Origin of the sequence: Paenibacillus sp. FSL K6-1566 (assembly GCF_038050475.1) — a bacterium.
Taxonomy (GTDB): domain Bacteria; phylum Bacillota; class Bacilli; order Paenibacillales; family Paenibacillaceae; genus Paenibacillus_AQ; species Paenibacillus_AQ lactis.
Window position 1 is genome coordinate 6,297,583 of the sequence record NZ_JBBOSR010000001.1, and the last position, 24,197, is coordinate 6,321,779.

Annotated in this window: 23 protein-coding genes; 11 read left to right on the plus strand and 12 right to left on the minus strand. The window is 52.6% G+C overall.

Going from position 1 to position 24,197, the window contains the following annotated elements:
- Positions 1–24 precede the first annotated feature (24 nt).
- Positions 25–1,083: an anthranilate phosphoribosyltransferase gene (locus NST08_RS28195; protein WP_007128967.1), complete on the plus strand. Its 1,059-nt coding sequence runs from the start codon at positions 25–27 to the stop codon at positions 1,081–1,083.
- 167 nt (positions 1,084–1,250) lie between these two features.
- Here the strand turns inward: NST08_RS28195 and NST08_RS28200 are convergent, their stop codons facing one another.
- On the minus strand, positions 1,251–2,345 hold the full coding sequence (locus NST08_RS28200) for a branched-chain amino acid aminotransferase (protein WP_341342564.1): 1,095 nt from the start codon (positions 2,343–2,345) through the stop codon (positions 1,251–1,253).
- Between the two features lie 126 nt (positions 2,346–2,471).
- Here NST08_RS28200 and NST08_RS28205 point away from each other — a divergent pair, with 126 nt between their 5' ends.
- Complete coding sequence (locus NST08_RS28205) at positions 2,472–3,362, plus strand: LysR family transcriptional regulator (RefSeq protein WP_341342565.1); 891 nt, start codon at positions 2,472–2,474, stop codon at positions 3,360–3,362.
- A gap of 166 nt (positions 3,363–3,528) precedes the next feature.
- Here the strand turns inward: NST08_RS28205 and NST08_RS28210 are convergent, their stop codons facing one another.
- The 6 genes from NST08_RS28210 to NST08_RS28235 form a co-directional block, all read right to left on the minus strand.
- Positions 3,529–3,756 carry a GNAT family N-acetyltransferase gene (locus NST08_RS28210; protein WP_007128970.1) on the minus strand — a complete coding sequence of 76 codons (228 nt, stop codon included), beginning with the start codon at positions 3,754–3,756 and terminating at the stop codon, positions 3,529–3,531.
- A 448-nt stretch (positions 3,757–4,204) separates the two neighbouring features.
- Complete coding sequence (locus NST08_RS28215; protein WP_007128971.1) at positions 4,205–4,741, minus strand: GNAT family N-acetyltransferase; 537 nt, start codon at positions 4,739–4,741, stop codon at positions 4,205–4,207.
- A gap of 472 nt (positions 4,742–5,213) precedes the next feature.
- Complete coding sequence (locus NST08_RS28220) at positions 5,214–6,131, minus strand: macrolide 2'-phosphotransferase (protein WP_213616142.1); 918 nt, start codon at positions 6,129–6,131, stop codon at positions 5,214–5,216.
- 539 nt (positions 6,132–6,670) lie between these two features.
- The gene (locus NST08_RS28225; protein ID WP_341342566.1) at positions 6,671–7,501 is read right to left on the minus strand and encodes a formate/nitrite transporter family protein; all 831 of its coding nucleotides are present in this window, start codon (positions 7,499–7,501) and stop codon (positions 6,671–6,673) included.
- A gap of 47 nt (positions 7,502–7,548) precedes the next feature.
- Positions 7,549–7,992 (minus strand): cyanase, encoded by a 444-nt coding sequence (gene cynS, locus NST08_RS28230; protein WP_251535806.1) that lies wholly within the window; start codon positions 7,990–7,992, stop codon positions 7,549–7,551.
- Between the two features lie 288 nt (positions 7,993–8,280).
- Complete coding sequence (locus NST08_RS28235) at positions 8,281–8,574, minus strand: DUF6509 family protein (protein WP_007128975.1); 294 nt, start codon at positions 8,572–8,574, stop codon at positions 8,281–8,283.
- 197 nt (positions 8,575–8,771) lie between these two features.
- Here NST08_RS28235 and NST08_RS28240 point away from each other — a divergent pair, with 197 nt between their 5' ends.
- Positions 8,772–9,338, plus strand: a complete 567-nt coding sequence (locus NST08_RS28240) for a hypothetical protein (protein ID WP_341342567.1) — start codon at positions 8,772–8,774, stop codon at positions 9,336–9,338.
- 92 nt (positions 9,339–9,430) lie between these two features.
- Here NST08_RS28240 and NST08_RS28245 read toward each other — a convergent pair whose 3' ends face one another.
- Together NST08_RS28245 and rlmN are read right to left on the minus strand one after the other, a co-directional pair.
- Complete coding sequence (locus tag NST08_RS28245; protein ID WP_144868047.1) at positions 9,431–9,901, minus strand: DUF3052 domain-containing protein; 471 nt, start codon at positions 9,899–9,901, stop codon at positions 9,431–9,433.
- Positions 9,902–10,027: 126 nt separating this feature from the next.
- On the minus strand, positions 10,028–11,089 hold the full coding sequence (gene rlmN / locus NST08_RS28250; RefSeq protein WP_210094069.1) for a 23S rRNA (adenine(2503)-C(2))-methyltransferase RlmN: 1,062 nt from the start codon (positions 11,087–11,089) through the stop codon (positions 10,028–10,030).
- A 483-nt stretch (positions 11,090–11,572) separates the two neighbouring features.
- Here rlmN and NST08_RS28255 point away from each other — a divergent pair, with 483 nt between their 5' ends.
- Both NST08_RS28255 and NST08_RS28260 read left to right on the plus strand, forming a co-directional pair.
- Positions 11,573–13,054, plus strand: a complete 1,482-nt coding sequence (locus NST08_RS28255; RefSeq protein ID WP_210094070.1) for an NAD(P)/FAD-dependent oxidoreductase — start codon at positions 11,573–11,575, stop codon at positions 13,052–13,054.
- A 57-nt stretch (positions 13,055–13,111) separates the two neighbouring features.
- Positions 13,112–13,708: a TetR/AcrR family transcriptional regulator gene (locus tag NST08_RS28260; protein ID WP_007128980.1), complete on the plus strand. Its 597-nt coding sequence runs from the start codon at positions 13,112–13,114 to the stop codon at positions 13,706–13,708.
- A gap of 94 nt (positions 13,709–13,802) precedes the next feature.
- Here NST08_RS28260 and NST08_RS28265 read toward each other — a convergent pair whose 3' ends face one another.
- On the minus strand, positions 13,803–14,762 hold the full coding sequence (locus tag NST08_RS28265) for a metallophosphoesterase family protein (RefSeq protein ID WP_007128981.1): 960 nt from the start codon (positions 14,760–14,762) through the stop codon (positions 13,803–13,805).
- A gap of 188 nt (positions 14,763–14,950) precedes the next feature.
- Between NST08_RS28265 and NST08_RS28270 the strand changes: the two genes are divergently transcribed.
- The 3 genes from NST08_RS28270 (at position 14,951) to NST08_RS28280 (ending at position 17,500) form a co-directional block, all read left to right on the plus strand.
- A complete protein-coding gene (locus NST08_RS28270; RefSeq protein WP_007128982.1) occupies positions 14,951–15,724 on the plus strand; it encodes a DeoR/GlpR family DNA-binding transcription regulator in 774 nt (257 codons plus the stop codon).
- The gene (locus NST08_RS28275) at positions 15,724–16,575 is read left to right on the plus strand and encodes a DMT family transporter (RefSeq protein ID WP_007128983.1); all 852 of its coding nucleotides are present in this window, start codon (positions 15,724–15,726) and stop codon (positions 16,573–16,575) included. Before NST08_RS28270 ends, NST08_RS28275 begins: the two co-directional genes overlap by 1 nt.
- A 109-nt stretch (positions 16,576–16,684) precedes the next feature.
- A complete protein-coding gene (locus NST08_RS28280; protein ID WP_341342568.1) occupies positions 16,685–17,500 on the plus strand; it encodes an alkaline phosphatase family protein in 816 nt (271 codons plus the stop codon).
- Between the two features lie 46 nt (positions 17,501–17,546).
- Here NST08_RS28280 and NST08_RS28285 read toward each other — a convergent pair whose 3' ends face one another.
- Positions 17,547–18,077 carry a cysteine hydrolase family protein gene (locus NST08_RS28285; RefSeq protein ID WP_007128985.1) on the minus strand — a complete coding sequence of 177 codons (531 nt, stop codon included), beginning with the start codon at positions 18,075–18,077 and terminating at the stop codon, positions 17,547–17,549.
- A gap of 395 nt (positions 18,078–18,472) precedes the next feature.
- Here NST08_RS28285 and NST08_RS28290 point away from each other — a divergent pair, with 395 nt between their 5' ends.
- From NST08_RS28290 to NST08_RS28300, 3 genes are all read left to right on the plus strand, one after another.
- The gene (locus NST08_RS28290) at positions 18,473–19,570 is read left to right on the plus strand and encodes a GntR family transcriptional regulator (RefSeq protein WP_341342569.1); all 1,098 of its coding nucleotides are present in this window, start codon (positions 18,473–18,475) and stop codon (positions 19,568–19,570) included.
- A 42-nt stretch (positions 19,571–19,612) separates the two neighbouring features.
- On the plus strand, positions 19,613–21,811 hold the full coding sequence (locus NST08_RS28295; protein ID WP_341342570.1) for a GH92 family glycosyl hydrolase: 2,199 nt from the start codon (positions 19,613–19,615) through the stop codon (positions 21,809–21,811).
- Positions 21,812–21,993: 182 nt separating this feature from the next.
- The gene (locus NST08_RS28300) at positions 21,994–22,995 is read left to right on the plus strand and encodes a spore germination protein (RefSeq protein WP_341342571.1); all 1,002 of its coding nucleotides are present in this window, start codon (positions 21,994–21,996) and stop codon (positions 22,993–22,995) included.
- A 19-nt stretch (positions 22,996–23,014) separates the two neighbouring features.
- Here NST08_RS28300 and NST08_RS28305 read toward each other — a convergent pair.
- A protein-coding gene (locus tag NST08_RS28305) for an IS3 family transposase (protein ID WP_248931314.1) occupies positions 23,015–24,165 on the minus strand; the annotation gives its coding sequence in 2 pieces (ribosomal slippage) (positions 23,015–23,910 and positions 23,910–24,165; 1,152 coding nt in all).
- Positions 24,166–24,197 lie beyond the last annotated feature (32 nt).

Sequence of the window (24,197 nt, forward strand, 5' to 3'; positions counted from 1 at the left end):
TACATGAATGGAGGTTGAAGAAGAATGACGATGATCAAGTTGCTGAAGGAAGTCGGACGGGGAAAACGGGGCTCTCGGGATTTGAATTATAATGAGGCCGTCTCTGCTGCCGAATGGATTCTGGAAGACAAGGCTACCCCTGCCCAAATCGGCGCCTTCTTTATGGCCGAACGAATGAAGATGGAAAGCGTGGAGGAATTGGAGGCCTTCATCAAGGCCCTGCGTGACCGATCTTTCCGTAAAGCGGTCCATGCCGGACTCGATTGCGCAGGACCTTATGACGGCAGAAAGACGTCCTTCTACGCCTCGTTTCCGACTGCCTTTCTGCTCGCAGCCGCCGGGCTGCCGGTTACGCTGCACGGCAGCGCTTCGCTGCCCCCGAAATGGGGAATTACGGTAAACGACCTATTGCTGTGCAAAGGGATTGATCCCGCCAGCATTACGCCCGAGCAGTCCATTCTGGCCGCCCAGCTCACTGGCGTGCTGTTCGCGGATGCCGAGCAGTGGTGTCCTCCCTTGCGCTCCATCCGCCCGATCCGCGAGGAGATCGGCATGCGCACGATCCTGAACACCGCCGAGAAGCTGATCGACTTCTCCCACTCGCCCTACCTCGTGTACGGCGTCTATCACAACACCGTCTTCGACCGGATGTCACAGCTGCTCCAAAACCTTCGTTACCGTAAGGCACTGATCGTACAAGGGGCCGAGGGCTCGGAGGATCTGCATATCCATCGGGCGACCCGCGTACAGCTGGTGCACCAAGGGCATTCCGAGCTTCATCTGATCGACCCCGAGCTGTTCGGCCTCGAGGCTCAGCTTCCGGAGATCGAGTGGACCGCGGAGAAACAGCTGCGGGTGACCGAGGAAGTTTTGCAGGGTAAGGGGCACATCGCGTTTACGAACCAGGTCCTCCTTAACGCTGCTGTAAGGCTTCATCTCTGCGAGCGCGCCGCTTCCGTAGAAGAAGGGCTGTACACCCTCAAATCCCTGCTCGACAACAGGCTGGCATGGTACGTCTACGACCGGTGGCTGCGTACACTGCTGGAGCATCCGGCGCACGGGTCCGCTTCATCGATCAGATAACGAAAACGATCAGGCCCGATCCCATTTGTTCTGCAAAAGGGCCACCCGCAATCCTTATCTCCCCTTTTGGAAGACAACTAAAAAAGGACTGCAGCCAGGCCTATATCATGATGAAGGCCATAAAGCTGCAGTCCTTAAACTGCTGAATAAAAAACTGTCGTCTCTAATTAGGAATGCTCCGCCGCATCCGCCAGCGGCAGCTCGATTACCCAACCGAACGGATCTTCAAGGATGCCGCGCTGGATGCCGGTAATTGCGTCATAAACCCGGCTCGACAGATCCCCGGTAACGCCTTGCCCGATCACCAGCTTCTCATCCTGCCATTCCAAAGACCCGATCGGCGAGATCACCGCGGCCGTTCCGGTGCCAAACGCCTCAACCAGCGTTCCGCTGCGGTGTGCGTCAATGATTTCATCGATGGAAATAGCCCGTTCCTCTACCGGAATCCCCCAATGCTGGAGCAGCTGAATGACCGAGCTGCGGGTCACTCCGTCCAGGATACTTCCGTTCAGCGCCGGCGTAATGACCGTATCGCCCAGCTTGAAGAATACGTTCATGCTGCCGACTTCCTCGATGTACTTCCGATGCACGCCGTCCAGCCAGAGCACTTGGGAATAGCCCTTCGCCGTAGCTTCGTCCTGTGCTTTCAAGCCTGCTGCATAGTTGCCTGCGGTCTTGGCATTGCCTACGCCTCCTACTACGGCACGAACGTATTTCGGCTCCACATAAATGCCGACCGGATTGATGCCTTCCGCATAGTATGAGCCGACCACCGACAGAATGATCATGAATTTGTATTGAAGGGATGGGGCCACGCCCAGCACCGGCTCGGTTGCGATAACGAACGGCCGGATATAGAGCGAAGTACCGGGCTCGGAAGGAATCCAGTCCCGATCAACGAGAACGATCTGCTTCAGAGCCTCAAGCACCAGCTCTTCGTCCAGATACGGAATGCTGAGTCGGCGGTTGGACAAGTTGAGGCGCTCGATATTTTTGTTAGGACGGAACATCAGAATCCGGCGATCCTCGGTCAGATATGCCTTCAATCCTTCGAACACCGTCTGCCCGTAATGGAACACCTTGGCCGCAGGATCCAGCTGAATAGGCTGATACGGAACGATCCGCGGATCATGCCACCCTTTCTTCGCATCATAATCCAATATAAACATATGGTCGGTAAAGACCGTGCCGAAAGCCTGGTTGTGATGGGCCGGCTTCGGTTTTGGGGACGACGTCAATTCAACGGGTATCGTGTAAGTCATTATGCATACATCTCCTTATCTGCAAGCGTTATTAGTTGAATCATATCAATCGATACCCTATATTAAAAGTATCTGATTTATAGGGATACCATACCTTTTAAGTATAGAGAGGGGCCAATTGAATCCATGGATATTCGCCAGCTCCGTTATTTCCTGACAATTGCCCAGGAAGGCCAGATCACCCGCGCAGCTAAACAGCTGAATATGGGGCAGCCTCCCCTCAGCCGGCAGCTGAAGCTGATGGAAGAGGAGCTTGGCGTCACGCTGTTCGAGCGCAGCGGCAAGCAGCTTCGGCTGACCCATGCCGGCGAGCTCCTGCAACAACGGGCCGACTCGCTGCTTAATCAATTCAACGAGACGCTGACGGAGGTGAAGGAACTTCATGCCGGCATCCGCGGCATGCTGTCCATCGGCGCGGTCGTTTCCTGCATCTCGCTGCTGCCCCAGCGCATCCATTCCTTCCGGCAAACATATCCCGAGGTCACCTTCAAAATCCGGGAAGGCGACCATTCCCTGCTGGCCGACCAGCTGGATCAGCGCCATATCGAGCTTGCGGTGACCCGCCTCCCGTTCGAATCGCGCTTTGATCCGGAACGTTATGCCGTGCTGCCCTTGCCCTCCGATCCGTTCGTTGCCGTTCTCCCCGGCAGCTGGGAATGCGGGCCGACGCGAGGGCAAATCTCAATGCGTGAGCTGGCAGAGCATCCGTTCCTGTCGCTAAAGACCGACCAGACCAAAGGCATGCATGAGCGGGTCATCCAGGAATTCAACCGCAGCGGCCATCCGCCGCGCGTCATATGCGAATGCTCCAGCGTCGCGATCATCGTGGCATTGGTCGCCGAAGGGATCGGCGCCACGATTTTGCCGGAATCGGTCATGTCCTCCTTCGCCATCCCCAACATCCGGACAATGACCATACTCAGCGCCGATTTCCAATCCGATGTCGGAATTGTCTGGCTCAAAGATCATGTGCTATCCAATCGCGCCCGACATTTTCTGAACACTTTTATAGAATAACATTATTGGAGGCGTATCGTCTTCTCCATGTTTATCCGGTGCCGCGCCAATGATCCGCAGCCCGGACGGCCCCCGCTCTGCCTGTACACCCTTCATGCACGAAAATTTAATGACTGATCAAGCCAAACAGGGAGAGCTGTTACGCTCAATATAACATCCTCCCCGTTTATTCACCGCCGGAGAACGCGATTTCCGCAATTGTTCCGCAGCTTGTAAAGCCGATATTGCGGTATACTCGATTCGAATCAGAATTGGCTTGATCCGCATACAGCATCGGTGTAAGACCCTCCCGGTTCAGAAGCAGACCAAGCTCAGCTACAAGGACGCTGGCATACCCCTTCTTCCACTCTTCCTTCGGCGTATAGACGGCGTTAATGCCTTGAACGCCTCCCATCCAAGCGCTTCATCTCATCCATGGGCACCAGCCTCTCCAGCATCATTCGCCACCCTCTCCTCTCATTCCGGGCCGATAAACGACAAAAAGACCCCGTCCCCATAGGGACGGAGCCTTGCTCCGCGTTACCACCCTGATTCGCGCCGGCTCTTTCCGGCACGCACTCTTCGCCATCATCCATCAATGATGCCCCATGGATAACGGCAGGGAACTCCCGGATCAGCTTCACGTCATGGACAGTCGGCTGATCTGCTCCGAGGTGATGGCCTGTTCATCGCCGCTTCCGCTGCTTCGCACCCACCAGCAGCTCTCTGATTCGAAGCATCCATACGATGCCGGCGTCCTCTTCAGCGCATTTGTTCGAAAATTTTATTCAGTTTAATCCGTTTGCGTTAAGCTGTCAAGGCTGAAATTCGTCCATCAACCCGCCGTTTTATGCAAATCCAGTCTATTTGTTGGTGAACCGAAAGACCAGCATTTCTCCTTTTTCCGGATGGACGCCATCCAGTTCGGAGTATTTTCCACCTGTATACGTATTCAGCGTCTTGCGCCAAAAAATCTGCGTGCTCATATTCCGTTCCGTCGGGTTGGTCTGAAGCTCCCACGCGCCTTGGAACTGATCGAACACAAGCTCAGCTGCTCGCCGCGCTACACCTTGTCTTCGATAAGTCCGAAGCACGAAAAAATCGCTTAAGTAATATTGAATATTGGGCGACGGAACCTGCGGCGGTGTAGAAACCAGCGCGAAACCGGCGGCAATGTCATCCACTGTGATCAGATAAGGAAAGAGAACCGACGGCTGCTCCCACCACACGTCCAGCAGTTTGCTCTGCTCGCTCAAGGTCGGCACATCCCCCTTCTCAAACACTCCATATCGGTTAGGATGGATCCCCCATATTTCAGCGATGTCATGCAAGTACAGCGGATAGAGGTTGTGCAGAATAAATGACTGTTCTTTCGGGCATAAACGCACTTCAATATTCAAGATCAATCCCCTCCCTAATCAATCATTTCAAGCAGGTTAAAATCCCGGTGAGTATGTTTAGAATAACATATTTCCCAGACCAAGATATCGACAAGTATGTAAATTTCGTTACGCATGCCATACAGGGCTGCGAATTGCTCTCCGCAAGTCAAAGCCGCCTCACGATCATTATATGACAGACAGCCTTTCCAAATATTTCTTGATCAGCCTATAAATATCCTGCACGCATCCGGCAGCGATTTCAATGGATTCTTAGGATCACAATCCCTCTCGGGCATCCGTTACATATATAAGCAGAGAACCTCTCTCTATAAGGTTGTCATAAATTCACAGGATTATGAGCACTCCACATCCCCTCCGGCAAAGCCCAAAAAAAAGAGCCAACCGAATTTCATCGGCCGGCTCCTTGCTCCATGATCTGCCCTCGCGGCAGCATGGATGGGAGAGGATTCCCTCAATCACTTCTTGCGTATTAGGTCAGTCCCAGCATGTTACGTGCCATCGCAAGCACTTCTTCCTGTTCCGTCAGCAAAGCAAATTGTCCGACAGCCACCGGATACGCCGCGTATTGCTCTACGATATGGTCGTACATCCGCGGCCACACCTTCCCGCCGGCTTGCTCGTATCGCTCCAGCAGCAGCTTCAGGTTATCCTCGCCGTGAACGGCATAGTACAGAATGAAATCCTTGCCCGGGTTCGTCACTTCAGCCTCTGTCCAATCCAAAAGCCCGGTAACTTGAACCTGGCTGTCGATTAAAATATGCGGAGGATGGAGGTCGCCATGGACAAGCGACGAATGGCCCGGCCAATAGGAGTCATCACCGATCCATTTCTGCCAGCGGTCCCACAGCGCCGCGGATACTCCCAGGCGGCTTCGCACCTCCTCCATATTCCGCGCCATCTCTTCCCGGGCTTCCTGCGGACTCTTCACCCGGAGGCCGGCTGCCCGAGCATCCTCGTGATCGATGCCGTGGAGAGCTGCCAGCGCCTGTGCCAGCGAATCGACGAATCGCTCGCCCGGCTGCACAGGATCCATGTTCCACGCATACCCTTCTGCACCGACAGATGCGGCAGGCTGACCGCTAAGCAGCGGATAAGCGATAAGCTCTGGCGTGTAGATCCGCCAATCCGGTACAGCAACCGGCAGACGGGGCTGAATCAGCTTAAGCACCCGAGCCTCATTGTCCGCCCGTTCGAGCACATCGCCACGCCGCGGCTTACGCAGTACCCAAGACACACCTTCGGCATCCTCGGCAATGCCGACCAGAAAATCCATGCCGGATTCATTCATTTCGATGCCGTCAGGGCTCAGTTCCACCCCGTGCTCCCCTGCGATCGCCACCATGTCCCGAATAATTTCGGTATAATCCTGAGAATGAGCTGTTGTCATATAAAAACGCCTCCTTGATATCGTTATCACCCTCGCAAGCTTCTTGAGTCAAACAACAAAAAAGCACAGGCAATCATCACCTGTGCTCAGCGGAATCGACAATGGGGCGCTTGCTTCCGCCACGATCCCCTATGTCCGAGTGCACGAAAATAACCCCATCCCGGAAGACAGTAAAGGACACAGCAAATCATCCCCCACCTGCTTCGGATAGTCTTAATTTATTCGTCACTCATGACTATGGGTTACGTAAAATTGGCAGACCCATCCCGATTACCCTGCTTGAGCAGCAGGCCTCTTCATCGCGTATTCCATTAGCCGCGAAAAGATCTCAATCGGGAATAATCCAACACACGTAACCCTCCGTTCATCCTAAGTTGCATTTAGAATAACAGATTGGAGCAGGCAATACAAGGGATGATTTAGATTTAATCATTCTTTCCCTGCTATGTAGTTAGAGGATAAGCCAATTCTCTCCAAGCCCGCTTCAGTCCGGTTGGGACGAACGGATTTCCTTCGTTCATCAACAGCCGCCCCCGCGGTCAGCTCGCCTTATGCGAGGAATTCAGCTCGGCAACCGGCGGGGCCGCGGGTTTCTTTTGCGTCAGATACAACGCCAGTCCCGTAAACAGGAAACCGCCGGCGATGTTGCCAAGCGTCACGGGAATTTGATTCCATAGCCACCAATCCCCCAGACTAACGCCCGCTCCCATCAGCATGCCGGTCGGAATGACGAACAGATTGACTACTGCGTGCTCAAACCCTTGACCGAAGAAAATCACAATCGGCAGCCACATGGCGGCAATCTTGCCGCCTGTGCTCCGGGAGGCGTTAGCCATGACAGCCCCCAGGCACACCATCCAGTTGCACAGCATCGCCTTCACAAACACCGTTCCCATCCCTGCCCAGCCTAGCGAAGCATAACCAATCGTCTTCGCTTCAGCAGCGCCCCGTATAAGGTCAATAACGCCGCCCTCTTGTACATGCCCGAACTGTGTCACCGCCGCGTAATAGAGCAGCCCATAGAATACCGAGCCGATAAGGTGCCCGATAAATACCCACGTCCAGCTGGCAAGCATCCGCAAGGCCGTCGTTTTCCTTTCCATAACCGCGAGTGGAATGAGGGCGAAGTTGCCCGTAACCAGCTCCAGTCCAAGCAGCACGATGATGACGAACCCGGCGGGAAACAACAAGGCACCCGCCATGCCGATCCCCGTCTGGACCGTTGCCGTAAAGGCCAGCGTCGTGGCAAATCCAAGCAAGGCTCCGCCCAAAAATCCCCGCAGCAGCATTTGCTCAACGGTCAGCTGCGATTTACTCGTCCCCGCTTGAATCATGGCTTCTACTACTTGATCCGGCTTTACATAGGACATGGTATCCCCCTCCTTCTGGGTGTATGGAACTGAACTGCCGCCCCCCATTACCACTTTTTATAAGTCAGAAACTTTCCGTTTAACGTGACAACCACCCGGTCTCCCTTCGGATCCTCCACACGCTGTATATCCATCTCATAGTCGATCGCAGACATGATGCCGTCGCCGAATTTCTCGTGGATCAAGTCCTTGATCGCCGGTCCGTACACCAGCAAGATTTCATAGAAGCGATAAATCAGCGGGTCCGTCGGAGGCATAGGCACCGTCGTTCCACGGTATGGAATAACGGTTAAAGCCGCAACCGCCTCCGGATCCAGCCCAAGCAAATCCCCGACCTTGGCACTCTCTTCATTCGTCAGCGTCCCCTGTCCCAGCAGCGCCGTTGCCGTGCAGGCCTCCGAACGGTCGATTACGCTTGCGATATCGATCCACTTTAACCCCAATTTGCGTTTGGCCTCCACGATTCGTCTTGTGACCTCGGCTCTCTCCATGCATCCTCTCTCCTTTGTAAAAAGTAGTCTTACTCTCTACTGATCGATAGAAAATGAATTAATGTCATGTTTTCGTACACATAATATGAAAATCTGGTCTAATTATACGAATTTTGTTTGTTGTAAGTCAATAAAATTAACATTAATTATAATTATCATAAGACAATTTCAGTAAATAGATTAATTTGCGTCATATTAAATAACATAATCAGAATAAAAAAATGGCATCCTCTTCAGGACGCCATCATCTTCATTTCATAATCGCTGCAACAGAATACTGTTTTCGAATCAAGCCTCCACCTGCGCATGCTCTTTACAGAACGCAGTGAGCTCCTCCTCTTCTTCCGGCTCCATATCAAAATCAAGATACCGATCGGTCGTTCGCTCGTAGAAATCGTATTTTACAATTCGGGAATCAGCCCCGTCTTTGAGAAAGATCACCCGCAGGTAAACTCCCTGTTCAGAATAAAGCTCGTCCTCCTCCGGCACGTCCAGATCGCATACGAACTCATATCGCTGCCCTGCCAGGATCCCGAACGGATCTTGAATCAACTCTACGCTGTATTCCTTAATCGTCAGCATTAAATCTCACCCTTTCTGTCACACTTCTACATTATAAACCACGAAAACGCCCTGCCACACCTTAAAGATAGGTTCTTATCCCAGAGGACAAATGGATCATTTTTTCGTTTCTCTATGCTTTTATCTCTTACACCTGATCCTTCAAATATTCTACGATCAAGAAGAAGTCGTTCTGATAAAAAAGGAGTTGACGCAAATTGCCGATCAAGGACCAGCTGACGATCACCGTGGAGAAAGGCAGCCATCGGTATTCCTTAACCTCCCCGCTTGGCGGGATCGATCGGTTTACCGTCGTCGTGAATGATCAATTCACCAATGCGCCGAACACGACGCAAATCGCAAGCGGGGCGGGCAAGAGCAGCGCTGCCGGGAGTAATGCCGCGATCCGCTCTCCGCATGCGTACCAGCAGGAAAGTGTCGGCGCAGGCGGAATCGCCAAAAACCTCGGCCTTAAGAACCCGCTGCATCATGGTGTCAGACCGGATGGTAAGCATCCCAAGTCCAAGAAACATCAGAAAGAAGTGGTCTTCGTCATTAATAAGCAGGTGGTCAGATTGCCGAGATCAAGTCGGAACGCCTCGGCCACCCAGATTGCGAGCGGCGCCGGAGGCTTCAGTACAGGCGGCACCAACTCGGCGATTGAAAGCCGGGGCACCCGGCAGCAGCACGCCGTCGGTGGAGGGAGCGGCAGCAAAGCGATCAATCGGGATGTTCGCCGCAAGAAGGTTCAGTCCAAGCACCGCCGTCCGCATCACGGAAAGTGAAGCGTTTAGTGGCTGCATTCCAACAAAGAAGGGACCCTGATCAGGGTCCCTCTCGTATTGATATCAAGAATAGCCGCGCCTGTTGTCACGTGTTACATGGATTCTCCTTGGCCTGTCCGTTCTTTGCCCTTCGCGGTGGCCGCGAAGGATCTTGTCATCGTCTTGATCTGCTCCACCTTCCGGTAGCGGAGGGCCGACCAATCCTCGTCGATGGCGATCTGCCGCACCGGCTCATAGCCTTCATCCGCCAAAATGCCGGCGATGCTGTCCCGGCTGCAGTCCGAGTTCTTGTAGGTTTTGGAGGTCTTCTTCGGATAGCAGAGCCAGAGCAAGCCGTTATCCGCCACGGCGCTCGCTGCAACCTTGGCCAGCTCTCGCAGCTGCCCGTTGCTTGTTCCGAACGCCTGAACGAAATCATAGGGAGCTTGCACCGGCTCCGTATGAACCTCCCCTTGAAGCGAGCGAATAACCTCCTGATAGGCCTCCGGCGCGTTCAAGATCAGCACGGGCTGGCCCAAGTCTTTATACTGCAGCTTTTTCACAACCGGATGGGTTTCCAGCATATTGGTTCATTCCTTTCCGCCTGATGTGTCAGGGTCAATAGCAATCGAGGGCTCTCTAGCAGAAAAAAGCATACCGCTTCGTGAGGATATGCTTTTCCTACTACCCTAAGGCGAGCAGCTCTCCAGTTACTGCGCCTTCTTGATCTGCTTGCTCCGCAATTGGCCGCAGGCGGCATCGATATCGGTGCCGTGCTCTAGCCGTACGCTAACGCTGATGCCCTGCTTCTTCAATGTATCGTAGAATGCAGTGATCGTCTCCTTGGAGCTCCGCTGATATTGACTATGCTCATCCACCGGATTGTAAGGGATGAGATTGACGTTCGCCAGGCTGCGACGATCGCCGACCAGCTCCGCAAGCTCAAGCGCATGCTCTCGCTGATCATTGACATCCTTCAGCAGAATGTATTCGAGCGTAATGCGGCGCTTCGTTTTTTCCAAATAATAATCGATGGCCTCCATCAGCTTCTCGATCGGGATGGCCTTGTTAATCTTCATGATTCTCGTGCGCAGCTCATTGTTCGGCGCATGCAGGGAGATCGCCAGATTCGTATTCAGATCGCTGTCCGCGAACTCAATAATTTTGTTGGCCAGCCCGCTTGTGGACACCGTGATATGGCGTGGTCCGATAGCAAGTCCCTTATGGTCCTTGATCACCCGGATAAAGTTCGCCATGTTGTCATAGTTATCGAACGGCTCGCCGATCCCCATCACGACCAGGTGACTCACCCGCTCATCCTGGCCTCTGCGGTCCAGATGAAGCTGAACCTGCATCACCTGCTCGACGATTTCCGCAGCCGTCAGATCCCGGCTCTTCTTCAGAAGGCCGCTGGCACAGAAGCTGCAGCCAATGTTGCAGCCAACTTGGGTTGTTACGCAAACGGACAACCCGAATTTATGGCGCATGAGCACCGTCTCGATCAGGTTGCCGTCAGCAAGCCTGAACAGAAACTTGACCGTCCCGTCAATCGACTCCTGCTTCGTATGCTCCTCCAGCGTCACAATCGCAAAGTGCTCCTCCAGCAGCTCAAGGCATGAAGGATGCACGTCGGTCATCTCCGAAAATGCCGTAACCCGTGAGCGGTACAGCCATTCCCACACCCGGGTCGCCCGGGACTTCTTATGGCCCCGCTGGCCGAGCCAATCGACCAGCTGATCTAATGTCAATCCATAAATGGATGGTTTATTCATGATGGATATCCTCTTTCTATAAACAACATTTATTATGAGGCATATTGCAAAAATCCAAAGGGCGACTTTCAATCAGCAATATATAGACCGAATGGTTTAGTTCGTCTGTGTATTGTACCTGGAAGCGGCCGGAATCGAATTTTGCAAATTCCTGATATATCAAACCTTACGGCGAGAAACGGACACCTGATAGCCCACTCTGTATTGTCCCAAAATTTCAACACGAACACAAGGGGAGTTATAGGCAATTCACGCTTCTTATACGCAAATCAGGATTGACATATCCAATAAATACCTTTATGTTTATCATTGACTGATTAAATCAATCATAAATATCTATAAGAGAAGGGAGACACTCAACACTCATTTCGTTATGGACGATCACCGCTATTTGTCCTGCACCTGTAATCTAAATTTGAATTTCAGAAGATATTTTTCGTTTATCATTGACTGATTAAATCAATCTATATTTGGAGGTTTCGTATGAAAACAAAAGGCAAAGCGCTCATTCTAGGCGGAGGCATAGCCGGACTATTCACTGCAACCGTGTTATCCAAGCATTATGAAGAGGTGATCATCACGGATCGGGATGAGTTTCCGGCAGGACCGGAAAATCGGTCGGGTACGCCGCAGGCCTATCATCCGCACCGTTTCCTTGCGCGCGGCAAAATGATCGTTGAAAGCTGGTTCCCTGGCATAACCGAGGAATTGCTTCAGCAAGGGGCGCATCCTCGAGAAATGAAATCCGTTAAGATGACCAATCGCTACGGCACGCTGGAAATGCCCGATGAGCCCAATGCAGGGTGCAGCAGATCCCTGTTTGAGTGGACCCTCCGCAACAGAGTGATCCAAATGCCTAATGTGACTCTCTTACCAAAGCTTGCAGCGCAGGAGTTACTGCATGACGCGGACAGGAATGCCGTTACCGGCGTTGTTTTCCGGGACAAAAACGTCAGGGAATCAACGCTTGTTCAAATAAATGCGAATCTGGTCGTGGATGCAAGCGGACGCGGTTCCAAGCTCGCTGATTGGTTGCAGAACCTTGGTTACGCGGTACCGGAAGCAGAGAAACTGCACGTATCCCTAGGATATAGTACGCGGCACTATAGGGTTCCAGAAGAAATCCAGGCTGTATGGAGCACCATCCTGAATGATGGAGATCCCTCCCTTGGTATCGGCACGGCTGTGTTCAATCCGATCGAGAACCACATCGCAGAGGTTGTTCTGTACCGCGCGGGAGGAGCTTCCTATCCGACAACCGACCATCAGTTGTACGACCAGGAGGCGCAAAATCTGTTCGGTTCCACCATCGGAGATTTGCTTCAGCAGCTTGAACCAATCTCAAGCCCGCGGGGCTACCGGATTGAGGAATGCGTGAGACAGCATTTCGAGCAGATGGAGGATTGGCCTTCCGGTCTGCTGGTGCTCGGCGATGCCTTCTGCAGCTTCGATCCGATATTCGGCCAAGGCATGACGGTGGCGGCCATCCAGGCAGATGCGCTGGACCAGTACTTGCAATCGAGGCAAAATGAAGTCCTGCTTGAGGAGGGATTCGAACGCTTCGCCCTTCTAAAGATGCAATCCGCCATGGAGCCTGCATGGTGGCTTAGCACTGCCGCGGATCTCAGATGGCCGGGGGTGACATACGAAGGCCACCTGTCCGCCCAAGGGTTTTCTTTTGCCCAGAGGCTGTTCGATATATGCCAGGAGCTGGCTTATGCTCATAACGATATGGCCGTATTCGAACAGTATATGATGGTAACGGGTCTTTTCGCTTCGCCGCAGGCTTTGTTTAATGCAGAGTATATCAACTCGCTTGTGAATGCGGATCTATCGGGAAAAGGCAAAGCTTGGCTCCATCAGGTATTACAGGAGGTGAATTTGCCGCTGGAGGAACTACTCGCGCGGATCATCCCGGTTTTTAATAACGAATTTCTGCCCTTATCCATGGGATTGCCCGAATAAATCAAATGCGTTATTGTTGTTATCAGCACGAGAATACCAGGATGAGGGATGGACGCAATGACCCCTTTAAACGAAGAACAATTGCATCAAATACGCGACGAACGAAAAGAACAAATCATGCGAGCTGCCATCAAAGTATTTTCTAAAAGAGGAATCTTCGGAACCAAAATGAGCATGATTGCCAGCGAAGCCGGAGTCAGCCACGGCCTTCTCTATCACTACTTCAAATCCAAAGACGAGTTGTTCATCACGCTCGTTCAATGGTCGATGGAGGAAGCTCGGCAAGCGTTCTCCGAAATCTATAACGTACCCGGTACCCCTCTTGAGAAAATCGCTCTGCTAACCTCAATGATTCTCCAAGAGGATGATAATTCGCACTTTATGCTGATTCAGCAAGCACGCACCTCGGATGGCGTGCCCGAAGAGGCCAAGCGGATTATCGAGAACTATTCCATCCATGCTTTTGTTGACCAGTTGATGCCGCTGTTCGAAGCTGGGCAGAACGCCGGGGAGATTGCGGCTGGCGATCTGAGAGAGCTGGTGGCCTGTTATTTATCCGTGTTGTCGGGATTAATGACGCTGAAGTCCCAAGAGGATCCAAGCTATACGCCCCCGAAGGCGGAGCTGCTGCTGCGGCTGCTTACGAACGGATAAGGATCATAACGCAAACCAAACACACCTCCCATGAAACCGCCCGGATTGTCTCCGCACATTTCATAAGAGGTGTGTTTTTTACGATTGTCGTATATCAGAGGGGTGCTCCGGGTTCATGCTTCTCCTGCTCCAGGACTCGCGATCCGTCGCTCAGTGTAATCCAAGTATCGAACTCCCGCTGTCCTTCATGCAGGCGAATAACCCTCGCACCGCGGAGCATGCCTTCCCGGCCGTAGGTGCCATAACCGGTAGCTCTGCCGTAGCAAAGCCGGATGCCGTTGAGTTCACCCCAGTAATCGTTAATGTGATCATGTCCGGCGAACGTGCCCATCACATCGCCCCGCTCCAGCATGGCCGCGAACAAACCGGTGTTCAGCTGCGGGCAGCACACTGCCTCAAACTTGTTGCCATAACACGTCCGGCGTTCCCATACATCCCTGTATTCCGGAATCGGGATGTGGAAGAAGGCCAATGCCGGCATGGAGTCGCCGCCACGCTTTACGCTGTATGCGGCAGACGCCATTTCATACCAGCGGATCTGATCGCGCCGAATCCAATCATAGCCTTCAACGGCCGGATGCTGTGACATTTCGCCCGAATCGAAGAAATACAGCACGGCCTCAGCCGTATCTTCCCCTTTTCCGTAAATAGGAAGCGTGTAGTTGCCGACACCGCTAATTTCCGGCGGCCCAGGCTCCGAACAGCAGCCGGGAAGATCCATGGCAGCCTTCATTAATTCCTCCCGCGTAATATCGCCTTCCGTATCATGATTGCCGAATACGAATGCCCAGCGAATCCCCCGAGATTCCGCCGCGAATACGGCATCCTTGAAAGCCTGAACCGGGTCCAGGCAGCTTGCGGAGCTATCCCCTGTCTCCCCCGTATAGATAATATCTCCAGTAAACACAACGAGATCGGGTTGTTCCAGGTCCAGCACCGCCTCCATGCACTGCCGGCTCGCTAAGTCTTGCGCATCGCCATTCCTCCAGTGAATGTCGGTAAACTGTACGATCGTAAACGTCTGATCTTCTTTAAAGCGGAGTACGGGCTTCATATTGCAGCCTCCCTTAATTTCGGTTTGCGGTTTTTGTGTGAATTGTTGTTGTTTTATGTGTATATTAGAGGGTATTCCATGATTTCGTCAATGATTTTTGTTGACATGATGAGGTAACTGCCATAATAATTAGTTGAAATCAACAATACTGGTCAATATCAGTCATACATATGTGAGGTGAATCCGCAATGTCCGTAACCTATGAAGACCGGCGGCAAAAAATCCTGCATCAATTGGAGCTTGAAGGCAAGGTCCAGGTTCACGCCCTCGCGAAGCAGCTGGATGTATCCGCCGAAACGATCCGCAGGGATCTGGACCGCTTGGAGAAAGAAGGCAAGCTGCGCAAAGTTTACGGCGGTGCCGTCAAATCGCGCTCCGGACAGATCGAACCGTCCTTCCTAAGCCGTTCGCAGACGCATTCGGAAGAAAAGGCCGCGATCGGCAAGCTGGCAGCTTCCCTTGTTAAAGACGGGGAGACCATTCTGCTGGACAACGGAACGACCACGATCGAGGTGGTGCGTTATCTTCAGGACCGCCCGCATGTCACGGTCATCACGCACTCGGTGCCTATTCTCAATCTGGCGATGGAGATTTTTCAGGGGAAGATTATTTTTATCGGCGGGGATATGGACCGGACCAAACAGGCTGCAACCGGCCCGCTTACCGAAATGCTGCTGGAACAGTTCAAGGTGAATAAAGCGTTTATCTCTGTCGGGGGCATCTCGTTAACCGACGGCATTACCGATTATGATGTGGATGAAGCCTACATATCCCGAAAAATGCTGGAGCGTGCGGAGGAAGGCATCGTTCTCGCCGATCATTCGAAGCTCGGGGTAACCACATTCTCGAAGCTCGCGAAGCTGGAGGACATCTCCATGCTCATCACGGATCCAGGCTGCCCGCAGGAATGGGTGGATAATCTGTCTGCTCGCGGGATCGAAGTTCTTACCGGGCCGATCTGATGGAGCTTCTGGCCCTGCTTCTGGTCCTGTCATCCGGTCTGACGCATGCGCTCTGGAATCTGTTTACGAAGCGAAGCATTCATAAATCGGTATTTCTGTGGTGCATTCATTCGGTAACCTTAATCATTCTGATGCCCTATTTCTGGATCGAAATGTCGCAGCTCACGCTGAGCCCGAAAGTATACGGCTTCATTCTGCTGTCCATGACCATACAAGGAGGCTACATCCTCCTGCTCTCTAAAGCTTATACGCATGGGGATATGTCCCAGGTCTATCCGTTCATGCGGGGGCTCGGCGCCATGCTGACTTCCCTTTGCAGCCTGGTTCTATTTCACGAGCAAATGAGCACCGCCGGCGTCCTTGGGCTATCCGCCATTATTTTCTCTTTATTCGCCTTATCGGGGATCCGGGCCGGCTCACGTCACAATGTGAATGGAAAAGCGCTTATTTATGCCTGTCTGGTGGGGCTCTGCATTTCAGGCTATACGCTCACGGACAAGGCGATTCTGGATGCCGGAGTTTCCCCCGTGCTGTTAATCCAGTTATCGAATATCAGCTATTTCATCGCGCTTATCATCCCTGTCCTGCGATCCGGACAACTGAAGCGGGAATGGTCCGTTAACTGGCGCACCATACTGCTCGGCTCTGTTCTGGCGCCAGGCTCGTACCTGTTGTTTCTGTTTGCCATGAGGCTGACGCCGCTTGCCCATATTGCACCGATCCGTGAGATCAGCACCGTATTCGGCACGATATTCGGCATTCTTATACTCCGGGAGCAGCAGGGCTCGCGCCGAATCGTGATGTCCGCGCTGATCACATTAGGCATCATCACCATCGCAATCTGGGGTTAGCTCTCGTCTCGTCGGTAAGTCAACCATGTATGAGTCCTGAGTCCAACACTGCCATTCTATGTATCATCAAAATGTACCGATCATGTACATAACAAGGAGGCTGCCATCTATGGCACAACGAGTCGTCATTCTTGGAATCGACGGGGCGGGCGGATTCATCCGTCAAGCAGACGCCCCTCATCTGCTTGAGCTTCTGCAAAGCGGAGCGTATACCTATGAGGCACGGACCGTTTATCCCAGCATCAGTGCAGAGTGCTGGGGTTCGCTCTTATACGGCGTGAGCCCGGAGCGTCACGGGCTTAACAACGACAAAGCGATTCATCGCAAGACCCCTTCCGACTTCCCTTACGCCTCGCTCTTCAAGCTGGCCCGCCGGAAGTGGCCGGATGCACCGTTAGCCGCGTTCAGCTGCTGGGAGCCGATCAACAGAGGGATCATTGAAAACGATCTGGGCGTCCACATGGAATCCATGCCGGACCCTGAGCTCGCGGAAGCCATCACCGCTTATATACATCAGCATCCCGATTTCAAGCTGATGTTCATCCAGCTTGACCATCCGGACGCCGCCGGCCATCAACACGGCTTCGGCACTTCCGGTCAGCTCGCGCAGATTGCCGTCACGGATCAATACGTACAAAGGATTATGGACGGCTTGCGCAAGGAAGGACTGCTGGAGGATACCTGGGTCATCACCGTGAGCGACCACGGCGGAGGCGGTGCTCATTCGCATGATCACGGCAGCGACCATCCGATGGATATGACCATCACCTGGGGAATTACGAGCCCTGCCGTAAACGCCGGCCCTATCCAAACGCCGGTCGGCATTATGGATACGGCTGCCGTTACGGCGCATGTGCTGGGATTGCCCGTACAAGAATGCTGGGAAGGAACCATTCCCGGAGGACTGTTTTCATCAAATTTATGAATCGGCCAAACCTTTTTTAAATAGCCAACAGACCAAAAGCCGGCGATTACACGCCGGCTTCTTCGTGGAAATCGATCTCTTCCGTCCGTCGAATTGCCGCAAACCATCGCAGGACGTCATTATGATGATCTATAATCTGCTGGGCGGTCAGGGCCGAATTATTCCAGGTGCTGTGGGCGTCTCTTACCAGCGTGACCCGGTAGCCCAGGCTTACCGCCCTTCTGCATGTCGTATCCACGCACAGATCGGTCTGCATTCCGGCAAGCACGAGATGCTCGACGCCGTGACGCTTCAATTCATCCTCAAGCGTCGTTTGATAGAATGAATCCGGCTTCGTCTTGTGAACGATCGCATCCATCTTTGCAGGTGCAATATCGGCATGAATCTTCCATGCCTCCGACCCCTTCTCCAAGCCCTCATCGCTGTGTTGTATGTAGACCACGGGAACATTGTCCTTCCTGGCCTTAGCTATAAGCTGCTTGATGTTTGTCAGCAGCCGTTCTCCCTCAAATACCGGATCCCCTTCCTCAAACATCGCATTCTGAACGTCAATGACCAACAACGCCGTTTTCCCCATCCCGCCAGCCTCCCTGTTCATATTCCAATCTTTCTCCAATATAGAACGTATATTCCCGTTTTACAATACATAAAAGTATATTTCGGAAAACTCCCGGACATTTGAGCAGCAGAGCTGGCTAACCGGAAATGATAAGGGATCATTGAAAAACGGATTGAATAATCCGCGCCCCCTCAATTTGATATAACAACTGATACAAACTAAAATACCACAAATAAAGCAATACCACGCCCGCTCACCGTCCATCGAGGAAAAATGAAGTACTAAAACATTAGATTTCCCTCTTCCACCGACTTTTCAGGTTCGACATACCAACTTAAATGATGTAATATTAACCTATCGATTTTTCTGACGAATCCCGCATATATGATATATCAAATTATAAGGGGATATTCATGGAACAATTTCCGCTATACCAGCAAATCGCGAATGCGTTACGGGCAAAGATTGAATCCGGGGAGCTTCAGAGCGGGGATCAACTGCCCACCGAAGCTGAAATCTCGAAGACTTATAACGTAAGCCGCATTACATCCAAACGGGCACTGACCGAGCTTGAGCATGAGAATCTGATCTACCGGATCCAAGGGAAGGGCAGCTTCGTCAGTACATCGCAGCCTCCCCACCAAGCTTCCGACAGAAGCGGCAAGGACGTTCTGCTGATCCTGCCGTTTGCCCATAATCCCGGGCTCGGCGATTACGAGAAAGGGATTAACGAATACCTGGCTGCGACCGATTATACGCTGAACATCCAGTCGAATACGATTGTCGGGCAGCGGAAACTGCTGCAAAGCGCCCTTCAATCCTCCCACTCGGGCCTGATCTTCTACCCGGTTAACAGCGTATCGGATCTGGGAATTTTGTATCAGTATCATCTTTCCGGCTATCCGCTCGTCACGATGGATAAATGCATCCAAGGGATTCCGTTCCTCTCCGTGGTCGCCGATAACTTCGACGGCGGCTACCAGGCTGCCCGGCATCTGATCGAGAACAATCACACAAGAATCGCCTTTCTCTCGTCCCAGAAGATCGAAGACTCATCTTCGCTCCGGGAGCGTTATTTCGGCTATTTGAAGGCGCTGTTCGAGGCAGGCCTGACCGAGCTCGGCATGCTTGATCTGACCGAACAGGGTCTGGCCCATGACAATCCTGCATCGCAGGAATATTTCGTCCGGCTCATCGAATCCGTGATAGAGCAAGGCATCACAGGCATCGTAGCCGAGAATGACCTCATGGCCATCAAAATCATTCAAGCTGCCAAAGAACGGGGGTTGTCCGTCCCGGACCATTTCTCCATCGTGGGCTTTGACGATATTCAGCTTGCCGGTCTGATCGAGCCGAAGCTGACCACCATCTCGCAGGACTTCGAGCGGATGGGATATCTTGCGGCCGAAAGCCTGATCGGGCTCATCGAGCAGCAGCCCCGAGTTCAAGCCAAGGAGAACGTTGTGGTCCCGGTGCGGCTCATCAAGCGCCAGACCGTCAAGAAGCTGTAACCCGGCATCTATTTTCAATTGATAAAAAAGGAGAAGGTACATATGCTGCATTACATCGATACAAGACAAGGCTCCAACAGCAGATATCCATATTCCAACGGAAACACGCTTCCTTATACAGGCGTGCCTTTCGGCATGAACCATTTCGTTGTGCAGACCCACAATGAAGGCAGCTGGTTCTTTAACCCGCATGACCGCATCTTCCAGGGCATTCGGCTGACGCATCAGCCAAGTCCTTGGATGGGCGATTTCACCCACTTTCTGATGACACCGATCGCCGATGACAAGATCAAAGGCTCCGTCTTCACTTGTCAGAGCTCATACCGTCCGGAAGAGGCCGTATTCAAGCCGCACTATGTGCGGGTTAAGCAGCAGCGCTACAACATTACGACCGAGCTGGTTCCAACCTGTTACGGAGCGGCGATGCGCATAAGGTACAATTCCAAGCAGCAGGCCGGATTGGTGCTGAACGTTAGCAATAAGAGCGAGTTCCGCCTGGATGCCGCGGGGCGCAGGCTCACCGGATACGTCAGCAATTTTGCCGACTGCCACGACAAGGATTTCCGGATGTATGTGACCATGAGCTTCAGCAAAGATGTGGACCTCTCGACATCCGGATATTATGACGCGGAAGGTGCCTTCATTCCCGAAGTCTCGCTGGGCGGCACCGATCAACATGCCGTCATTCGATTCAAGGACTGCGAGCGGGAGTTGTTGGAGGTGAAGCTGGCAACCTCGTTTATCAGCATCGAGCAGGCCGAGCTTAACCTTCAGCGTGAAGTCACCGGCACCCTGGATGAGCTGAAGGACCGCGCTGCCGAGTCGTGGAATCATTACCTAGGCAAAATCCAGGTCACGCATTCGAACGAAGAATACCTGCGTACATTCTATACCTGTCTGTACCGCATGTTCCTGTTTCCGCAGAAGTTCTATGAACTGGACGCCGATCTGCAGCCGGTCCATTACGATACGACGGCTAAAACGGTCAAGAAGGGGATTTTGTACACGAATAACGGATTTTGGGATACGTACAAAACGGTATATCCGCTTTACTCCATCATTGCTCCGAAAGAGTATGAGGAAATGCTCGAGGGCTTCCTGAATTCCTATCGCGAGGCCGGATTTCTGCCGAAGTGGCTCTCTCCGGACGAGCGCGGCCTGATGCCGGGGACGCTGATTGATGCCGTGATCGCAGATGCTGCCGCCAAAGGAATCGGTATGCACCTGATGCCTGAGCTGCTGCAGGCCATGCTGAAGGCAGCCACGACGCAGAGCGGACAGAATTGCTACGGGCGCCAAGGGACGCTCGATTACCTCCAATATGGGTATGTACCAAGCAGCTACCACGAGAGCGTGAACCATACCTTGGACTATGCCTACAGCGATTACTGCATCAGCCGTGTTGCCGACGTGCTCGGCGAGGAGAGCATTGCTGAGCAATACCGGCAAAGCGCATTGAATTACCGGAACATTTTCGACCCCGTCACCGGCTTTATGCGGGCGAAGGATAAGAACGGACAGTTCCGCCAAGAGTTCGACGATACAGCTTGGGGCCGGGATTATGCCGAAGGCAGCGCCTGGCAGAACAGCTTCGCCGTATTCCAGGATTTCGAAGGCCTGATTCAAGCGTACGGTTCCAAAGAACGCTTTTTCGACAAAATCACCGAATTATGCAACAAAGCGCCGGATTTCGACGTGCTCGGGTACGGCTTTGAAATCCATGAGATGAGTGAGATGGCCGCGATCGATTACGGGCAGCTGGCGATCTCCAATCAGCCGAGCTTTCATATTCCGTATCTGTTCAATTATGTAGGGCAGCCAGCCTCGTCCCAGGTCGTTCTGAAGCAGCTGATGAGCAACCTGTTCAACAGCGGCTATGACGGCTTCCCGGGGGATGAAGACAACGGCAGCATGTCGGGGTGGTACGTATTCAGCGCGATGGGCTTCTACCCGGTTTGTCCTGGAAGCAATGAATATGTGCTCGGTATTCCACTCTTCGACAGCGTCACCATTGAGCTGCCGAACGGCAAGCAAATGCGCATTCATACCGATAACAACAATCGGCAATCCAATTTCGTTTCGAAAGTGGAGCTCGGGGGCGAGGAATACACCAAGCTGTTCATAACGCATGAGGATATCTTGGCAGGAAAGACCCTTGATTTCCGGCTTGGCTTGGCACCCCGCTACCGTTCCTATACTCCGGAGGAGCTTCCATTCTCCTTATCCAAGCAAGAACGCTAAAGGTTCACTTGTAACTGTTACAAGGGACATCCCTCAAGGCCGGATTCATGGCCTGCGGGATGTCCCTTTTCTTCGTTTGGGTTCACTTCTCTGAAAATGAAAAAAACGGAATGTTCGGCGCCGCATCGGGTAACAATACACTTGATCTTCATTTATGACGGATAATCAGAGGAATTACGGGGGTGATATTGTTGTGGTCGACGGTATTATACTACGTTCCAAAGTGGACTGTTTTTGCTCAAGCCTTTCTGCTCTTGATCATCCCTCTCCTGCTCTTACCCATGTTCAAGATGATCCGAAAATCCATAAACTCCAGCTTTTCTTTGAAGCCGGACAAGTATTCCCCTCCTAGAACGGAAAGTCCGCTAAAGAATATCCGTTTGACCGGGAAGTACGATACAGACCTAACGGCGATCCGTAAAGTTATCGGAGGTCAGGCGGATGTTCGATTCCGTGAGATTACGATCCGTGGAACGAGGGTCAGGGCCGTGCTCCTGTTCGTCGAAGGGTTGACGGACATCGACCTGGTCGTCACGCAGCTGCTCAAACCGCTAATGCTCCATGGCATACCGGAAGAACATCGGACAGCCTTTCTTCATTCAAGCAGTGCGATGAAAGACTATTTAACCGAACAGGTGATGACGGTCAGCGAAGTTCAAGCCGTGACTGAGATGGAGAGGTTCGTGGAATCGGTTCTGTTCGGTAAAACCGGGCTGGTGGTGGAAGGGATGCAGGGCGCATTCCTTATCGGAGCCGCTAAAGGGAAGAGCCGGAGCATTGAGGACCCGATCTCGGAGGCGCTTCTGCGCGGTCCCCGTGTCGGCTTTACCGAGCGTCTCGGAGACAACACGGGCCTGCTCCGGCTCCACGGACAAAACGAGAGTCTCGTCATGACAAAGTTCGAAGTAGGGAACCGGGTAAAGAAGGACTTGGTTTTGGCCTACATGAGGGACATCGCCGATTCCAAGCTGGTGGAAGAGGTAGCCTCCCGGATTCAAAGGATTGAAATCGATGATCCTATGGAATCCGGATACATTGAGCAGCTGATCGAGGACAACGTTCTGAGTCCGTTTCAGCAGGTGCAGAACACCGAAAGACCCGACAGAGTGATTGCCGGATTGCTGGAAGGAAGAGTTGCCATTCTGCTGGACGGTACCCCGTTTGTACCTCTGTCAATAGAGTAGACACAAAGAATCGAGAAAATTATGCGGCAGATCGGTACATACGTTCGCACTCATTGGGCGTAGAATACCCAATCGCGGAATGGATTCGTTTTCCATTGTAGAAGCAGGTAATATATTCAAAAATGCGTTTCTTGGCTTGCTTGCGTGTTTTGAACTTCTCCAAGTAGACAAGTTCTTTCTTAAGCACACTGTGGAACGATTCAATACACGCATTATCGTAGCAGTTCCCTTTGCGGCTCATACTGCCTTTCATCTTGTAGGTGCGCAGCCGCGCCTGGTAGTCATGAGAAGCGTACTGGCTGCCGCGATCCGAATGATGCAGAACCTCTTCGCACGGTCGCTGCTGGCTGTGGGCGCGGTCCAGCGCCGTTAACACGAGTTCTTTCGTCATTCGCTCATCCATGTGAAATCCAACGATTTTACGACTGTACAGGTCCATGATGCTTGCCAGGTATAGCCACCCCTCATCGGTCGGGATATACGTAATATCAGCCACCCAGGCCTTGTTTGGAGCGGACGGATTAAACTCGCGGTTCAACACGTTCTCTTGGACAGGCAGGTTGTGCTTCGAGTTGGTTGTGGCCTTGTATTTCTTCACCGTGCGAGAACGTAAACCCAGCTCCTTCATGATCCGAGCGACTGTTTTCTCGGACACTCGTATGCCCTGCTTGTGCAGTTCTTTTGCTACTTTGGGGCTTCCATATAATCGACGGGATTCTAGAAAGATACGACGGATCCGCCGCTCCAGCTTGCGACGTCGCTTTTCACGTTTGCTGGCTTTTCGCTGGGTCCATTTGTAATAGCCGCTTCGGGATACTTCAAAGGCTTCGCACATCTTCGAGACTCGGCACTTGAAGCGATGATCGTGGATGAAGGCATAGATCAGCGCCGGTCTTTGGCGAAGTAGTGCATCGCCTTTTTTAAGATGTCGTTCTCCTCTTCCAGATCACGAAGGCGTTTCTGAAGATCTCTCATTGCTTTATCGTCGGCTTTCAGTTGCCCACTGCCTGGAAAGGCCTGTGCGCCGTCTTTCTTGTATTCCGCCATCCAACGATACAGGGTGTTGTCGCTGATCCCCAGTTCGCGGGCGACCTGCGCCACCGCTTTCCCTTCTTCCTGGATCATCTGAATCGTTTGCAGTTTAAATTCTTTATCGTATTTTTTCGTCATGGTAGCACCTCGAATTTGGATAGATTCATTTT

Coding starts and splice junctions, on each gene's coding strand:
- NST08_RS28195 (WP_007128967.1), top strand. CDS start 25: ATGACGATGATCAAGTTGCTGAAGGAAGTCGGACGGGGAAAACGGGGC.
- NST08_RS28200 (WP_341342564.1), bottom strand. CDS start 2,345: ATGACTTACACGATACCCGTTGAATTGACGTCGTCCCCAAAACCGAAG.
- NST08_RS28205 (WP_341342565.1), top strand. CDS start 2,472: ATGGATATTCGCCAGCTCCGTTATTTCCTGACAATTGCCCAGGAAGGC.
- NST08_RS28210 (WP_007128970.1), bottom strand. CDS start 3,756: ATGGGAGGCGTTCAAGGCATTAACGCCGTCTATACGCCGAAGGAAGAG.
- NST08_RS28220 (WP_213616142.1), bottom strand. CDS start 6,131: ATGACAACAGCTCATTCTCAGGATTATACCGAAATTATTCGGGACATG.
- NST08_RS28225 (WP_341342566.1), bottom strand. CDS start 7,501: ATGTCCTATGTAAAGCCGGATCAAGTAGTAGAAGCCATGATTCAAGCG.
- cynS (WP_251535806.1), bottom strand. CDS start 7,992: ATGGAGAGAGCCGAGGTCACAAGACGAATCGTGGAGGCCAAACGCAAA.
- NST08_RS28235 (WP_007128975.1), bottom strand. CDS start 8,574: ATGCTGACGATTAAGGAATACAGCGTAGAGTTGATTCAAGATCCGTTC.
- NST08_RS28245 (WP_144868047.1), bottom strand. CDS start 9,901: ATGCTGGAAACCCATCCGGTTGTGAAAAAGCTGCAGTATAAAGACTTG.
- rlmN (WP_210094069.1), bottom strand. CDS start 11,089: ATGAATAAACCATCCATTTATGGATTGACATTAGATCAGCTGGTCGAT.
- NST08_RS28255 (WP_210094070.1), top strand. CDS start 11,573: ATGAAAACAAAAGGCAAAGCGCTCATTCTAGGCGGAGGCATAGCCGGA.
- NST08_RS28260 (WP_007128980.1), top strand. CDS start 13,112: ATGACCCCTTTAAACGAAGAACAATTGCATCAAATACGCGACGAACGA.
- NST08_RS28265 (WP_007128981.1), bottom strand. CDS start 14,762: ATGAAGCCCGTACTCCGCTTTAAAGAAGATCAGACGTTTACGATCGTA.
- NST08_RS28270 (WP_007128982.1), top strand. CDS start 14,951: ATGTCCGTAACCTATGAAGACCGGCGGCAAAAAATCCTGCATCAATTG.
- NST08_RS28275 (WP_007128983.1), top strand. CDS start 15,724: ATGGAGCTTCTGGCCCTGCTTCTGGTCCTGTCATCCGGTCTGACGCAT.
- NST08_RS28280 (WP_341342568.1), top strand. CDS start 16,685: ATGGCACAACGAGTCGTCATTCTTGGAATCGACGGGGCGGGCGGATTC.
- NST08_RS28285 (WP_007128985.1), bottom strand. CDS start 18,077: ATGGGGAAAACGGCGTTGTTGGTCATTGACGTTCAGAATGCGATGTTT.
- NST08_RS28290 (WP_341342569.1), top strand. CDS start 18,473: ATGGAACAATTTCCGCTATACCAGCAAATCGCGAATGCGTTACGGGCA.
- NST08_RS28295 (WP_341342570.1), top strand. CDS start 19,613: ATGCTGCATTACATCGATACAAGACAAGGCTCCAACAGCAGATATCCA.